Below are 14,335 nucleotides of genomic sequence, written 5' to 3' on the forward strand. Positions count from 1 at the left end.
GACGGCCTCCACGAGCGGGCGAATCGAGGGCGAATCGACCATGACGGCGCCATCGACGAAGCGGAGGAAACGGCGGCGGAGCCAGAAGGAGCGGCTGCGCCAGCTCGAGGTGCTGCTGAAGATCTCCTCGCTGCTCTCGGCCAAGGAGTCGCTCGACGACATCCTGGAGACGCTGCTGCAGATCACCAACGAAGAGATCGGTGCCGAGCGCTCCTCGCTCTTCGTCCACGACGACCGCACCGGCGAGCTCTACTCGCGCGTGGCGCAGGGCAACTACCGGCGGGAGATCCGCATCCTCGACACCAGCGGAGTGGCCGGCCACGTCTTCCAGACCAACGAGGCGATGATCGTCGACGACGCCTACGACAACGAGTACTTCAACCCCGAGGTCGACCAGCAGACCAACTTCGAGACCCGCTCGATCCTCTGCGTGCCGGTGCGCGACGGCAGTGGCGAGGTGCTCGGCGTGGCCCAGGCGCTCAACAAGATCGACGGCAAGTTCACCGAAGAGGACAAGGAGTATCTCGAGCTGATGACCGCGCAGGCGGCGCTGGCGCTGAAGAACTCCCAGTTCGTCGAGCGGATGGAGGAGACCCGCCGTCAGGAGATGGAGTTCCTCGACCTGGTGAGCAAGCTGACCAGCGAGATCGACATCGGCGTGCTGCTGCAGAAGGTGATGAGCGAGGCGCGGCGCATGCTCAACGCCGAGCGCTCCACCCTCTTCATGAACGACGAGCAGACCGGTGAGCTCTGGAGCGAGGTGGGCGAGGGCGAGCACAAGACCGAGATCCGCTTCCCCAACCATCTGGGCATCGCCGGTGCGGTCTTCACCACCGGCGAGAGCGTCAACATCCCCTACGCCTACGCCGACCTGCGCTTCAACCCCGCCTTCGACCGCCAGACCGGCTTCTTCACCCGATCGATCCTCTGCGTGCCGGTGACCAACAAGCAGGGGAAGATCATCGGCGTCACCCAGGTGCTCAACAAGCGGGGCGGCCCCTTCACCGACGAGGACGAGTCACGGCTGCGCGCCTTCACCGCGCAGATCGCCATCGGGCTGGAAAACGCCAGCATGTTCAGCAACATCCAGCGGATCAAGAACTACAACGAGAGCATCCTCGCCTCGATGTCCAACGGGGTGCTGACCATCGACGCCGAGGGTACGGTGGTCACCGCCAACCGCGCGGCGCTGCGCATCCTCAGAACGGAGGAGGCGGAGCTGATCGGGCGCCCGTTCCGGGAGTTCTTCTGTGGCGGCAACCGCTGGGTGGCCGAACGGATCGAACGGGTGATGCAGACGCGCGAGCAGGAGCTGGCCATGGATCACGAGATCCACTTCGGCGGCGAGGAGATCTCGGTCAACATGACCATCCTCAACATGATCTCGCCCGACAACGACGAACACGACCTCGGCACCATGGTGGTGATCGAGGACATCAGCGGCGAGAAGCGGGTGCGGGCCACGATGGCCCGCTACATGGATCCCGGCATCGCCGATCAGATGCTGGCCGGCGGCGAGGACATCATGGGCGGCGCCAGCCGGGTGGCGACGGTGCTCTTCTCCGACATCCGCAGCTTCACCACCATCTCCGAACAGCTCGGCCCGCAGGGGACGGTGGCGCTGCTCAACGAGTACTTCACCATCATGGTCGACATCCTGCAGTCGGAGGAGGGGATGCTCGACAAGTTCATCGGCGACGCACTGATGGCCGCCTTCGGCCTGCCGGTGGCCCACGACGACGACGAGGACCGGGCCGTGCGCACGGCGATCAAGATGATCCGGCAACTGGAGCAGTGGAACACCGAGCGCGAAAAGCAAGGGAAGATTCCAATCCACATCGGCATCGGGCTGAACACCGATGCGGTGGTCTGCGGCAACATCGGATCGCCCAAGCGGATGGACTACACCCTGATCGGCGACGGCGTCAACCTCGCCGCGCGGCTGGAGAGCGCCTGCAAGCAGTACGCCGCACGCATCCTGATCAGCAGCCACACCTACGCGAAGCTGCACGGGACCTACCGCATGCGCGACGTCGACTCGGTGATCGTCAAGGGCAAGAGCGAGCCGGTGACCATCTACGAGGTGCTCGATTACCACACCGACGAGAGCTTCCCCAACCTGATGGAGGTGGTCAACTACTTCCGCGAGGGGCGCAAACACTACCTGGCGCGCAACTGGGACAAGGCGACGGCGCACTTCCGCAAGGCGCTCTCGCTCAATCCGTCGGACCGGTTGTCGCAGATCTACATCGACCGCTGCTGCAGGATGAAGGAACAACCGCCGCCGGAGGATTGGGACGGCGTCTGGGTGATGCAGTCGAAATGATGGTTGCGCAAGAAACCATCATTCGCGACCAGGACGGTCGCACAACCGGCATGGCGACTGCGCGAGGCGTTGGCGCCGTCGGGTTGCTCTGTCTCATCTGTCTGGCGTTGTATTGCCCGGGCGCGGCCGCCGCCCGGGGGGCGCCGTACGACTACGGCGCGGTCAACGAGACCGACCTGCTCGCCGGACTGCCGGAGGAGGAGGTCCGCGCCATGCGCGCCGAGGCCCGACGGCTCTACGGGCCGAAGCGGTGGCGCCGCATCGCCGAGCGCTCGCGCCTCTACCGCTACCGCATCCTCCGCATCCTGCGGCGCCACTGGGCGCCGGAGGCGCTGCAGTTGATCCCGGTGGTCGAGTCGGGCTACAACCCCTACGCCCTGTCGCACGCCGGCGCCACCGGGCTGTGGCAGTTGATGCCGGCGACGGCACGCGAGTGGGGTGCCGATTCCCGAGGCGGCGTCAACGGCCGCCGTTCGGTGGTGACCAGCAGCGAGACGGCGGTGCGCTATCTGCTGACGATGCACGACACCTTCGGCTCCTGGCCGCTGGCCATCGCCGGCTACCACATGGGCCCCTACGGCCTGGCCCGGCGGCTCAAGCATCGGGCGTGGCGGCCGGATCAGGGGATCGACACTCTGCCGGTACCGCGGGCGACCCGCAACTACGTGCGCCTGGTCCTGGGGCTGGTCAGCCTGTGGCGCGACGGCCAGCTGCGCTTTCCCGACCCCGAGGTGACCTCCGAGGTGGAGCTGGCTCCGCCGGTCGACATCGGCCAGCTGGCCCGCTGGATCGGGGTGGAGCAGCGCTACATCTTCGAGATGAACCCCGGGCTCGACTACTGCAACTACTACGCCCGGCCGGTGCGGCTCTGCCTGCCGCTGACCTGCGCCCGGCGGGCGATGGCGGCAAGCCGCCGCTTCCGTCCGAAGATGGTGGCGGTGCGCATCCAGCCCGGCGACACCCTCTGGAGCATCGCCCGCCGCTACGGCACCACCGTCGCCCGACTGCGCCGGCTCAACCCCCGCCTCGGCCGCTGGCTCCACGCCGGCCGGACCCTGGTGGTGCCGGCGCACGACTACCGCAACGCGGTGGCGCGGCACAACCCGCTGCTCAACGGACGCCACCGGATCCACTACCGGGTGCGCAAGGGGGATACGCTGTGGCGCATCGCCCGGCGCTACGGCACCTCGGTGCGCGCCATCCGGCGTATCAACCGGCTGTCGCGCGACTGGACCATCCGCCCCGGCGACTGGCTCTGGATCAAGGCGCGCCACCGTGTCGGCCGCACCTGATACGGCGGCCCCCTCCCTCGGGCGGGGGGGGCGGGGGGGGCGGCTGTGCCGGATGGTGGCGGTGTTGTGGCTGCTCTCCGGCTGCTCCGGCGGCACATCGGCGCCCCAGCCGCAGCAGGCGGCGCCTCCTCTCATCGACGGGCCGCCGGCGATCGGCGACCGGCTGGTCTCCGCCACCATCGGTGACGCCACCAACCTGATCCCGATGATCGCCGGCGACGCCTCCAGCCACGAGGTGGCCGACCAGCTCTACCTCTCCCTGCTCAAGTACGACAAGGAGCTCAACCTGACCGGGCAGCTCGCCGCCTCCTGGCGGGTGTCGGCGGACAACCGCACCATCACCTTCCGCCTGCGGCGGGGGATCCGCTGGAGCGACGGCAAGCCTTCACCAGCGCCGACTGCCTCTTCACCCTCCACCTGATCCAGGATCCGCACACCCAGAGCCCCTACAAGTCGGACTACGCCCGGGCGACCGATGCCGAGGCCCCCGACCCCTACACCTTCGTCGTCCACTACCGGCAGCCCTACGCGCCGGCGCTCAGCTCCTGGGCGCAGCTGGCCATCCTGCCGGCCCACATCTTCCGGGGTGTGGACATCATGCACACCGATCTGGCCCGCCATCCCAAGGCGACGCTCGGCCCATACCGGCTGAAGTCGTGGCAGGCGCAGCAGTCGATCACCCTGACGCGCAACCCCGACTACTTCGACGGCACGGTCTGGATCGCCGAGCGAGTGCTGCGGGTGATCCCCGACCCGGCGACCCAGTTCCTCGAGCTGAGCGCCGGCCACATCGACGAGATGGGGCTGACCCCGATCCAGTACCGCCGCCTCTTCCCCGCCGATCCGCGGCTGGTGGCCAACTACGTCCGCTACCGCTACCTCGGCTTCGGCTACACCTACCTCGGCTTCAACCTCAAACGGCCGCTCTTCGCCGATGTGCGCGTGCGGCGGGCGATCGCCTACGCCATCGACCGCCAGGAGCTGGTCGACGGCGTGCTGATGGGGCTTGGGCGGGTGATCGCCACCCCGTACAAGCCGGACACCTACTGGGTCGACCGGCGGCTGAAGCCGCGCCCGTTCGATCCGGCGCGGGCGCGGCGGCTGCTGGCCGAGGCCGGCTGGCGTGACCGCGACGGCGACGGCATCGTCGAACGCGACGGCCGGCCGCTGCGCTTCACCATCCTGACCAACAACGGCAACCGCCAGCGCGCCGCCGCCGCCACCATCATCCAGCAGCGGCTGCGCGCGGTGGGGATCGCGGTCCAGGTTCGGCTGGTCGAGTGGTCGGCCTTCATCGAGCACTTCGTCAACACCCGCCGCTTCGATGCGCTGATCCTCGGCTGGTCGCTCTCGCCCGAGCCCGACCAGTACAGCCTGTGGCACTCCTCGCAGACCGGGCCGAGGCAGTTCAACTTCCTCTCCTACCACAACGAGGCGGTCGATGCGGCGCTGGTCGCGGCCACCCGCACCTTCGACCGGGCGACGCGCAAGGCGTACTACGACCGGGTGCAGCAGGAGCTCTACCGCGATGTGCCGGTGGTCTTCCTCTACGCGCCGGAGTCGACCCCCGCCATCCACCGCCGCATCCGCGGCATCGCCCCCGCGCCGGCGGGGATCGGCTACAACAGCGAGCACTGGTTCGTGCCGGCGGCGGTGCAGAAGTACCGCGTGGCGATCACGCCGTGACCGGCAAGGCGCAGCTGATGAAACGGGCCACCTACGCCTCGGCGACGGTGGCCGGCCTGCTCATCCTGTGCAAGGCGGTTGCCTGGCTCTACACCGACTCGGTCAGCATGCTGGCCACGCTGATCGACTCCTGCCTCGATGCGCTCGCCTCGCTGCTCAACCTGCTGGCCGTGCGCCACGCCCTCTCCCCGGCCGATCGCGAACACCGCTTCGGCCATGGCAAGGCGGAGGCGCTTTCCGGCCTGGGGCAGGCGATGTTCATCGCCGGCTCCGCCCTCTTCCTCGCACTGGAGGCACTGCGCCGGCTCTGGGCGCCGCAGCCGGTGGCGATGGCCGAGGTGGGCATCGCGGTGATGCTCTTCTCCATCGTCATCACGCTGGCACTGGTCGCCTACCAGTCGATGGTGGTGCGCAAGACCGGCTCCACCGCCATTCGCGCCGACTCGCTCCACTACCGCACCGATCTGCTGATCAACGCCAGCGTGCTCGTCTCGCTTTTGTGCAGTGCCTGGCTCTGGCCGGGGGCGGACGCACTGGCCGCGCTGATCATCGTCGGCTTCCTGCTCAACAGCGTGCGCGAGATCATCGGCCGCGCGCTGCGCGAGCTGATGGACCACGAGCTCTCCGAGCAGGAGCGGGCGATGATCAAGAAGGTGGTGCGCGAACATCCCGAGGTGCGCGGCATGCACGACCTGCGCACCCGCACCGCCGGGCTCATTACCTTCATTCAACTCCATCTCGAGCTGGACGATCATCTAACTCTGTTCGAGGCGCATGCCATCTCCGACGATGTGGAGGCGCGGCTGCGCGCGCTGTTCCCGCAGGCGGAGATCCTGATCCACGAGGATCCGGCCAGCCTGATGGAGCAGCCGACCCTGCTGCAGCGGCAGATCCACCCACGAACCGGGGGCGCGGGCGATGAGTGACTCTTTCCAGGGAGCACGATGGATCGCATGGTGGTTGTGGCTGTTGCTGCTGCCGGCGGTGGTGCACGCCGCCGAGGCGGAGCGCTGGCCGGTGCGCTACCTGCCGATGGGCGAGGCACGCGCCCTGGTCAAGAGCGCGCTCTCCCCCACCGGCAGCGTGGTAGCGCTCGAATCACTCCATCTGCTGGTGGTGCGGGACGACGCCGACCACCGCAAACGGGCGCGGGCGCTGCTTGCGCAGTACGACCGCCCGCCGAATCAGTATCGGGTCACCGTCGAGATCATCGAGGCGATGGAGTCGGACGACGAAGCACTGCAGGCCGCCGCCCGTCTGCCAGGCGGCTGGCTGCGGCTGGAAGGCCAGTCGGAAGCGATCGACTACAGCGGCACACGGCAATGGTCGCTGCTGCTGCTCGCCGGCCGGGAGGGCATGGTGACCACCGGTGAAGTGCAACCCTTCCGCCGTCGCATCCGCCGGTGGCTGGCCGGCTACGGCCTGCTGCGGCGGGAGAGCGTGGATCTGGTGGCGCTCACCTCCGGCTTCTTCGTCCGGCTGCAGCCGGGCGGCGACAACCAGGTGGAGGTGGCGCTGCAGCCGTGGCTGGCGCGCAGCCAACCCTCGCTGCCTGCCGACGCAAAACCAGAGCTGCTCATCGGGCTGGGCACCGCCACCGCACCCGCCGCCTCCCCCTCGGTCGGCAGCGCGCCGTTGCGGCTCAACGCCGCCCCGCAGATGGAGATGCCCAAGCCGGTGCGCATCCTCCATGCCGCCACCCATCTGCGGGTGACACCGGGCCGGCCGGTGGAGCTGGTCGCAGCCCGGGGCGAGTCGCAGCGCTTCGGCCGCACCCTGCTCGGGGCATCCGACACCAGTGGAAACGGCGCGCTGCACATCCGGCTGCTGGTGGAGCGGGTCGACGGAGAGTAACCGCGCCATGGGCACGCAGGGCGGGCGCTGGTGGCGGCGGGGCGACCTCGACGGCTTCTTCGGGCTGTTCGTCGACAACCTGATCCAGCTGCTGCTCATCACCAGCCTCTGCGGCGGGCTACTCAAGATCCCCGACGAGCTGCTCTTCGACCGCATTCTGCCGGGGGTGGCGCTCAGTCTGCTGATCGGCAACGCCTTCTACGCCTGGCAGGCCGACCGGTTGCGCCGCTCCCGCGGCCAGCCGGCGACCGCGCTTCCCTACGGCATCAACACCCCCTCACTCTTCGCCTTCGTCCTCTTCGTCATGCTGCCGGTGGAGCGGGCCACCGGCGATGCGGAGCTGGCCTGGCGGATGGGGCTGGCCGCCTGCCTCGGCTCCGGCCTGATCGAGTGCGCCGGCGCCTTCGTCGCCGGATGGATCAAGGCGCACACGCCGCGTGCGGCGCTGCTCGCCACCCTGGCCGGCATCGCCCTCTCCTTCATCTCGATGGACTTCGCCTTCCGCATCTTCGCCGATCCGCTGGTCGGGCTGGCGCCGCTCGGTCTGCTGTTCATGGCCTACATCGGCCGCAGGCGGCTCTGGCTGGGCATCCCCGGTGGGCTGGCCGCCGTGGTCTGCGGCACGCTGCTCGCCTGGCTGATGGGACGGATGGATGCCCACGCCGTGGCGCTCGCCGCCGGCTGGCATCCACCGCTGCCGGCCATCTCCGCGTTGATCGACGGCGTGGTCGACCCGCGCATCGCCGGCTTCCTGGCGGTGATCGTGCCGATGGGGCTGTTCAACCTCGCCGGCTCGCTGCAGAATCTGGAGAGCGCCGAGGCGGCGGGTGACCGCTACCCGGTGCGTCCCTCGCTGCTGGCCAACGGCCTGGGCACCATCACCGCCGCCTGTTTCGGCAGCTGCTTTCCCACCACCATCTACATCGGCCACCCGGCGTGGAAGGAGATGGGCGCAGGCTGCGGCTACTCGGTGGCCAACGGCGTGGTGGTGTCGCTGCTGGTGCTCAGCGGCACCATCGGCGCGGTGGCGGCGCTGGTGCCGGTGGAGGCGGGCGCGGCGCTGCTGCTGTGGATCGGGGTGATCATCGCCGCGCAGGCCTTCCGCCAGACCCCGCCCCACCACGCTCCGGCGGTGGTGGTGGGGCTGATCCCCGCCTTCGCCGCCTGGGGCTGGATGATGGTCACGGCAGGCCTCCACGCGGCGGGGGCCACCATCGGCGCCGTCGGGCTGGAGGCGTTGCAGCGGCAGCTGCCGGTGGCCGGCATGCTGGCGCTGGAGCGGGGCTTCATCTTCACCTCGATGATCTGGGCCGCCTTCACCGTCGCGTTGATCGAGGGGCGCCGGCGGCAGGCGGCGCTCTGGATGGGGGTGGGCGCGGCGATGAGTCTGACCGGCCTGATCCACGGCTTCCGCCTCGTCGGCGACGCCGTGGTGCAGGCCTGGGGCGTCACGCCCGCCGGCGCCTCATTCGCCGCCGGCTACGCCCTGATCGCGTCGCTCTGCCTGCTCGGGGGAAGGGAGCAGCGCTAAAGCCGCCCCGCCGGATGCTCAGCCGGCGACCAGCTCCTCGCGCACCTCCCGCGCCTTCTCCTCGCCGCACAACCGCGCCACCAGCCGCAAGGCGAAGGCCAGCGCCGTACCCGGCCCGCGGCTGGTGATCAGATGGCGATCCTCGACCACCGCATCGTCGCAGTAGACCGCATCGGGCGCCGCTTCGCGCAAAGCATCGCCGGTGCCGGGGTAGGAGGTGACCCGCCTGTCGCCGACCACGCCGTAGGCGGCCAGGGCCAGCGGCGCGGCACAGATCGCCGCGACTTCACGCCCGGCCGCGCTGGTCCGCCGAACCAGGTCGCGCACCCGTGCATCGTCACGCAGAATGAAGGCGTTGGGCAGCCCGCCGGGCAGCACCACCATCGACCACTCCTCCTCCAGCAGGTCGTCGAGCGCGGCGTCGGCTTCGACCGTCACCTGCGAGCGGCCGGTCACCGACCGTCCGTCGAGGCTGGCCAGCGTCACCGACACCCCGGCGCGGCGCAACACGTCGACCACGCTCAGGCATTCGATCTCTTCAAACCCCTCGGTGAAGGGCACCAGAACACGATGGGACATGGACAGACACCTCCTCAGAAGGCCTTCGTCGGGCGCGTCCGGACGCGCCCCCTTCGACGCGATCGGCTCGCGTCGGGATCATGCTACCAGAAGATCCGGTTCTTCGACTTGTGGCCCAACCATTCGTGCCAGAAGGCCATACCCGCATGGCCGATGAGGAAGATCCACAGCAGCGTGCCGAGCGCATCGGCGTGGATCTCCATCACCGCATGGACCCACTCCGGGTGCGATCCATCCTCGCCCATGCCGAAGAAGATGATCAGCCCGCTCAGCCCCATGGCCAGCAGCAGCAACAGCCCCGCGCCATGGACCGTTCCGGGCAGCGCGATCCCCACATCCTGCGGCGGCGGCCCGTGGCGCAGCCAACCCGGCACCATCTTCAGCTCCTCGATCAGCTGGTCACGCCCCTCCTGCCGCAGCCAGGGGAAGAGGATGTGCCACGCACTCTCGTCCCCGGCGTCGCGCAGGGTGTGGACCAGGTGGACCACCACCAACAGCAACAGCAGCAGCCCGACCGCCTCATGCCACTCGAACAGCTCCAGCCTCCACGCCGAAGGATGGGTGCCCGGCTCCGGATGCTCCATGTTCGCCGCCAGGGCCAGCTGGAGGATCACCACCAGCACCAGCGCCAGGTGCAGCACCTTGGTGAAGGTGTTGTATCCGAGTGCCTTCAACATCCATCCCCCCGCAGCCGCGCCCCGCCATCTCCCCGACCGGAAATCCCGGCCAGTCGCAGCCGCAAGGCGTTGAGCTTGATGAACCCCCCGGCATCGCGTTGGTCGTAGGCGCCGCGGTCGTCCCCGAAGGTGCAGAGCCGCTCATCAAACAGCGAGCGGTCGGAGCGGCGGCCGACCACCATCACGTTGCCCTTGTAGAGCTTGAGCCGGACGCAACCCTGCACCCCCTCCTGCGATGCATCAATCAACCGCTGCAGCATCTGCCGCTCGGGGGAGAACCAGTAGCCGTTGTAGATCAGCTTGGCGTAGCGCGGCATCAGCTCGTCCTTGAGATGCGCCGCCTCCCGATCGAGGGTGATCGACTCGATCGCCCGGTGGGCCTTGAGCATGATGGTTCCCCCCGGGGTTTCGTAACAGCCGCGTGACTTCATGCCGACGAAGCGGTTCTCGACGATGTCGATGCGGCCGATGCCGTGCCTGCTCCCCAGGCGATTGAGCGTACGCACCACCTCCGCCGGGGCCATGGCCTCGCCGTTGACCGCCACGATATCTCCGCGCCGGTACTCAAGCTCGACGAACTCCGGCTCGTCGGGCGCATCCTCCGGCGCACAGGTCCAGCGCCACATCGACTCCGGCGGCGGATTCCACGGATCTTCCAGATCGTAGCCCTCGTAGGAGATGTGCAGCAGGTTGGCATCCATCGAATAGGGGGATCTACTCCCCTCCCGCTTGCGCTCGATGGGGATGTCGTGCCTGGCGGCGAACTCGATCATCTGCTCGCGTGAGCGCAGATCCCACTCGCGCCAGGGGGCGATCACCCGGATGTCGGGCTGGCAAGCGTAGAAGCCGAGTTCGAAGCGGACCTGATCGTTCCCCTTGCCGGTCGCACCGTGGGCCACGGCGTCGGCCCCCTCGATCCGGGCGATCTCGACCATCCGCCGGGCGATCAACGGCCGGGCGATCGAGGTACCGAGCAGGTATTCGCCCTCGTAGACGGCGTTGGCGCGAAACATGGGGAAGATGTAGTCGCGGGCGAACTCCTCGGTCAGATCCTCGATGTAGACGGCACTGGCGTTGCAGGCCACCGCCTTGGCCCGCGCCTCCTCCACCTCCTCCCCCTGTCCGATGTCGGCGGTGAAGGTGACCACCTCGCACCGGTAGTGCTCCTGCAGCCACTTGAGGATGATCGAGGTATCCAGCCCGCCGGAGTAGGCGAGGACCACCTTGCGTATGCGCTGTTGCGTCACGGCATGCTTCCCCCTGCCGCCCCACCCGTCGTCGGCGGCGCGCCGGCCCGCCACCCCGATAGGGCGATCGCTCACGCGCGCCCCGTCCACCGCGGGTCAGGATCGGGTTCCTCCGTTGCGGCCGCAACGCCGACTTCCTGCGCAAGCGGCACCACAAACCGGGGGGCGCACCATAGGCCATCTCCGCGCCGCATCCAACCATCCGGCCCCGCCGTTGATTTTTCCGCCATAAACGCTACAATGCGCCCCCTTTTGCGGACCGGCCCCGTCCGATCCATCGATCCTTCCGGAGGCAGCGACGCCTTGATCACCCTCTACTCCAACCCCCGCTGCGCGGATTCGCACAAAACCCGTCTGGTGCTGGCGGAGAAGGAGCTGCCGGTCACCACCATCGAGCTGGACGATCCGGACAACCTGCCGGAGGAGTTCCTCAAGCTGAACCCCTACGGCAAGCTGCCGACGGTGGTCGATCGCGACGACGTCTTCTTCGAGCCGACGATCATCAACGAATACCTCGACGAGCGTTATCCCCATCCGCCGCTCAAGCCGGGGTCGCCCGCCGCGCGGGCCAAGATGCGGCTGGCGGTGCTCCATATCGAGCAGGAGATCTACCCGCTCTACTTCAACTGGGAGCGGGTGAAGAAGAAGTCGGAGCCGATGAAGAAGATCCGCGCCTACCTCAAGACGCTCGACCAGCACTTCGCCCGCGCCACCTGGTTCGTCGCCGACCAGTACACCCTGGCCGACATCACCCTGGCGCCGGCGCTCTACCGGCTGCGCACCACCGCCCACACCCTGGACATGAGCCAGTGGCCCCACCTCTGCCGCTACATGGACCGCCTCTTCGATCGACCGGCCTTCGATCAGTCGCTCTCCGACTACGAGGAGATGCTGCGTCAGAAGTTCTGACGCCGGCAGCCGTCCGCGCCTGTTTCCCGGACCGCCCGACACCATACGGACGTGATCGACATCATCCCGCGCGACCACCACGCCCGAGGCGCGGTCGAGGCGTTCATCCACCGGCGCTTCGCCGAGTGCTACCAGGCCGACGTCCACAGCTTCATGCCCTGCCTGCTGCGTATCCGTGAGGATGGCAGCGGCGCGCTCCACGCGGTGGCCGGGCTGCGGCCGGCACAGACCGACCAGGGGCGGCAGCGACTCTTCGTCGAGTACTACCTCGATCGACCGGTGGAGGAGGCGATCGGCGCCGCCTACGGCGAGCAGGTGGAGCGCCGCACGATCGTCGAGATCGGCAACCTGGCCGAGAACGATCCCGGCGGCGGTCGCCACGCTATCGTCGCCCTGACCGGCTTTCTTACCGGCTACGGCTTCCACTGGGTGGTCTTCACCGCCGTCAGCCGGCTGGCCAACGCCTTCTCCCGGCTGGGGATGGAGCCGATCACGCTGGCCACGGCCGATCCGGAGCGCCTGCCGCCGGAGGAGCGGCGGGCGTGGGGCCGCTACTACGAGAACAGCCCCAAGGTGCTCTGCGGCCGGATCCGCGACGGCTTCCGCACGCTCGATTCGCTCCAGACGCCGTTGAGTGGCGAGCTGCGCAGCTCGCTGCTGGTCGGCTACCACATCGGCCGCTGGTGGCGTCGGCGCGATATGGCGCTGGTGTGACGCCCATGGCCGATCCGCTGCTGCAACGGATCGAGGCGTGGCGCCGCAGCCGGCCCGACCATCCGGCGCTGGAGGGAATCGATCGCACCGGCGGGCGCTGCGTGGTCCGCTACGGCGAGCTGATGGCCCGCGCCCGCGCGCTGCGTCCGCTGTGGGGGGCGGCCCGCTGCGTGGCGCTGCTGTGCGACACCACCCCCGACTGCACCCTGCTCGACCTGGCGCTGATCGAGCAGGGGATGGCCGTCGTCCCCATCCCTCCCTTCTTCAGCGCCGGGCAGGTGCACCACCTGCTGACCAGCGCGGCGGTGGAGTGTGTGGTCACCGACCGGCCCGAGGGGCTGCGCGCGCTGCTCGATGCTGCACAGCTGCCCTATGAGGAGGCGGCGCATCGTGATGGCCTGTGCGCCCCCCTGGTCGCCTTTCGGCTCAGTGCCCCGGCGCGGCGCAGCGCCCGCCACTTCGACAAGATCACCTTCACCTCCGGCTCCACCGGCACCCCCAAGGGTGTCTGCCTGCGCAACCGGGCCATCCTCACCGTCGCCCGATCGCTGGTGCAGGCCAGTGCCGCCTCACCGGCCGACCGCCACCTGGCGCTGCTCCCCTATGCCACCCTGCTGGAGAACATCGGCGGCATCTATGTGCCGCTTCTCGCCGGTGCCACCGTGATCCAACCGGGAGCCGCCGCCGTCGGCATGGAGGGGAGCTCCGGGCTGGATGCGCGGCGGATGGGCGAGGCGCTGATCCGCTTTGCGGCGACCAGCTGCATCATGGTGCCGCAGATGCTGCTCGGGCTGGTCGGCTGCACCGAGGCAGGAATGCGGCCGACCCGGCTGCGCTTCGCCGCCGTCGGCGGCGCGCCGGTCTCACCAACGCTGCTCGAACGCGCCGCTGCCCTCGGCCTGCCGGTCTACGAGGGCTACGGCCTCTCCGAGGCGGCCAGCGTGGTGGCGGTCAACACCCCCGCCGCCAACCGGATCGGCAGCGTCGGCCGGCCGCTGGCCCATGTGCGGCTGCGTATCGCCGACGACGGCGAGTTGTGGGTGGCCGGCGCGCTGATGGAGGGCTATCTGCAGCAGGACGGCGCCTCGTGCGATGCCGATGGCTTCTGGCCCACCGGCGATCTGGCCAGCCTGGACGACGAAGGATTCCTCCACCTGCACGGGCGCAAGAAGCAGATCTACATCACCGCCTTCGGCCGCAACATCGCCCCGGAGTGGGTCGAGCGGGAGCTGACCATCGAGCCGGCCATCGCCCAGGCGGCGCTGTTCGGCGAGGGGCAGCCGTGCAACGTGGCGGTGATCGTCCCCCGCGATCCGGCCGGGGTGGAGGCGGCGGTGGCGCGGGCCAACAGCCGCTTGCCCGACTACGCCCGGGTGCATACCTTTGTGCTGGCCGATGCCCCCTTCACCCCGGCCAACGGACTGGCCTCGCCGACGGGGGCGCCGCTGCGCGACCAGATCGGCCACCGCTATCGCGAGGCACTTGACGCATGCTTTCGCCAGGGGGCACACCACCCATGA

Annotated in this window: 11 protein-coding genes and 1 pseudogene; 9 read left to right on the forward strand and 3 right to left on the reverse strand. The window is 69.1% G+C overall.

All coding sequences use genetic code 11. The features are described from left to right. Window positions 1-40: 40 nt before the first annotated feature. The 6 genes and pseudogenes from D6682_07050 (at window position 41) to D6682_07075 (ending at window position 8,689) form a co-directional block, all read left to right on the forward strand. A complete protein-coding gene (locus D6682_07050; protein RMH50362.1) occupies window positions 41-2,326 on the forward strand; it encodes a GAF domain-containing protein in 2,286 nt (761 codons plus the stop codon). Continuing rightward, the gene (locus D6682_07055) at window positions 2,323-3,618 is read left to right on the forward strand and encodes a LysM peptidoglycan-binding domain-containing protein (protein ID RMH50363.1); all 1,296 of its coding nucleotides are present in this window, start codon (window positions 2,323-2,325) and stop codon (window positions 3,616-3,618) included. The genes D6682_07050 and D6682_07055 overlap by 4 nt, the downstream gene beginning before the upstream one ends. A 52-nt stretch (window positions 3,619-3,670) precedes the next feature. Further along, window positions 3,671-5,304 (forward strand): annotated as a pseudogene (locus D6682_07060) (peptide-binding protein). 17 nt (window positions 5,305-5,321) lie between these two features. Further along, complete coding sequence (locus tag D6682_07065) at window positions 5,322-6,230, forward strand: cation diffusion facilitator family transporter (GenBank protein RMH50387.1); 909 nt, start codon at window positions 5,322-5,324, stop codon at window positions 6,228-6,230. Window positions 6,231-6,264: 34 nt separating this feature from the next. Then, window positions 6,265-7,158, forward strand: a complete 894-nt coding sequence (locus D6682_07070) for a hypothetical protein (protein RMH50364.1) — start codon at window positions 6,265-6,267, stop codon at window positions 7,156-7,158. A gap of 7 nt (window positions 7,159-7,165) precedes the next feature. Beyond that, window positions 7,166-8,689 (forward strand): NCS2 family permease, encoded by a 1,524-nt coding sequence (locus tag D6682_07075; protein RMH50365.1) that lies wholly within the window; start codon window positions 7,166-7,168, stop codon window positions 8,687-8,689. Window positions 8,690-8,707: 18 nt separating this feature from the next. Here D6682_07075 and D6682_07080 read toward each other — a convergent pair whose 3' ends face one another. The 3 genes from D6682_07080 to D6682_07090 all read right to left on the reverse strand — a co-directional run bounded on the left by D6682_07080 (window position 8,708) and on the right by D6682_07090 (window position 11,192). Then, window positions 8,708-9,268 (reverse strand): DJ-1/PfpI family protein, encoded by a 561-nt coding sequence (locus D6682_07080; GenBank protein RMH50366.1) that lies wholly within the window; start codon window positions 9,266-9,268, stop codon window positions 8,708-8,710. A gap of 83 nt (window positions 9,269-9,351) precedes the next feature. After that, entirely contained in the window at window positions 9,352-9,945 is a 594-nt protein-coding gene (locus tag D6682_07085) for a hypothetical protein (protein RMH50367.1), read from the reverse strand. After that, window positions 9,939-11,192: an argininosuccinate synthase gene (locus D6682_07090; GenBank protein RMH50388.1), complete on the reverse strand. Its 1,254-nt coding sequence runs from the start codon at window positions 11,190-11,192 to the stop codon at window positions 9,939-9,941. Before D6682_07090 ends, D6682_07085 begins: the two co-directional genes overlap by 7 nt. 303 nt (window positions 11,193-11,495) lie before the next feature. Here D6682_07090 and D6682_07095 point away from each other — a divergent pair, with 303 nt between their 5' ends. Genes D6682_07095 through D6682_07105 form a run of 3 tightly spaced genes read left to right on the forward strand, consistent with a single transcriptional unit; the run spans window position 11,496 to window position 14,335 of the window. Then, entirely contained in the window at window positions 11,496-12,101 is a 606-nt protein-coding gene (locus D6682_07095; GenBank protein ID RMH50368.1) for a stringent starvation protein A, read from the forward strand. A 51-nt stretch (window positions 12,102-12,152) separates the two neighbouring features. Continuing rightward, window positions 12,153-12,815 carry a hypothetical protein gene (locus D6682_07100; GenBank protein RMH50369.1) on the forward strand — a complete coding sequence of 221 codons (663 nt, stop codon included), beginning with the start codon at window positions 12,153-12,155 and terminating at the stop codon, window positions 12,813-12,815. A gap of 5 nt (window positions 12,816-12,820) precedes the next feature. Continuing rightward, the gene (locus D6682_07105) at window positions 12,821-14,335 is read left to right on the forward strand and encodes a long-chain acyl-CoA synthetase (protein ID RMH50370.1); all 1,515 of its coding nucleotides are present in this window, start codon (window positions 12,821-12,823) and stop codon (window positions 14,333-14,335) included.

Source organism: Zetaproteobacteria bacterium, assembly GCA_003696765.1.
In the GTDB taxonomy this organism is placed as follows: Bacteria; Pseudomonadota; Zetaproteobacteria; order Mariprofundales; family J009; genus RFFX01.

What these genes read in the sequence shown, in the direction of transcription:
- D6682_07080 (RMH50366.1), bottom strand. Translation starts at nt 9,268, where the DNA reads ATGTCCCATCGTGTTCTGGTGCCCTTCACCGAGGGGTTTGAAGAGATC.
- D6682_07085 (RMH50367.1), bottom strand. Translation starts at nt 9,945, where the DNA reads ATGTTGAAGGCACTCGGATACAACACCTTCACCAAGGTGCTGCACCTG.
- D6682_07055 (RMH50363.1), top strand. Translation starts at nt 2,323, where the DNA reads ATGATGGTTGCGCAAGAAACCATCATTCGCGACCAGGACGGTCGCACA.
- D6682_07075 (RMH50365.1), top strand. Translation starts at nt 7,166, where the DNA reads ATGGGCACGCAGGGCGGGCGCTGGTGGCGGCGGGGCGACCTCGACGGC.
- D6682_07105 (RMH50370.1), top strand. Translation starts at nt 12,821, where the DNA reads ATGGCCGATCCGCTGCTGCAACGGATCGAGGCGTGGCGCCGCAGCCGG.
- D6682_07050 (RMH50362.1), top strand. Translation starts at nt 41, where the DNA reads ATGACGGCGCCATCGACGAAGCGGAGGAAACGGCGGCGGAGCCAGAAG.
- D6682_07065 (RMH50387.1), top strand. Translation starts at nt 5,322, where the DNA reads ATGAAACGGGCCACCTACGCCTCGGCGACGGTGGCCGGCCTGCTCATC.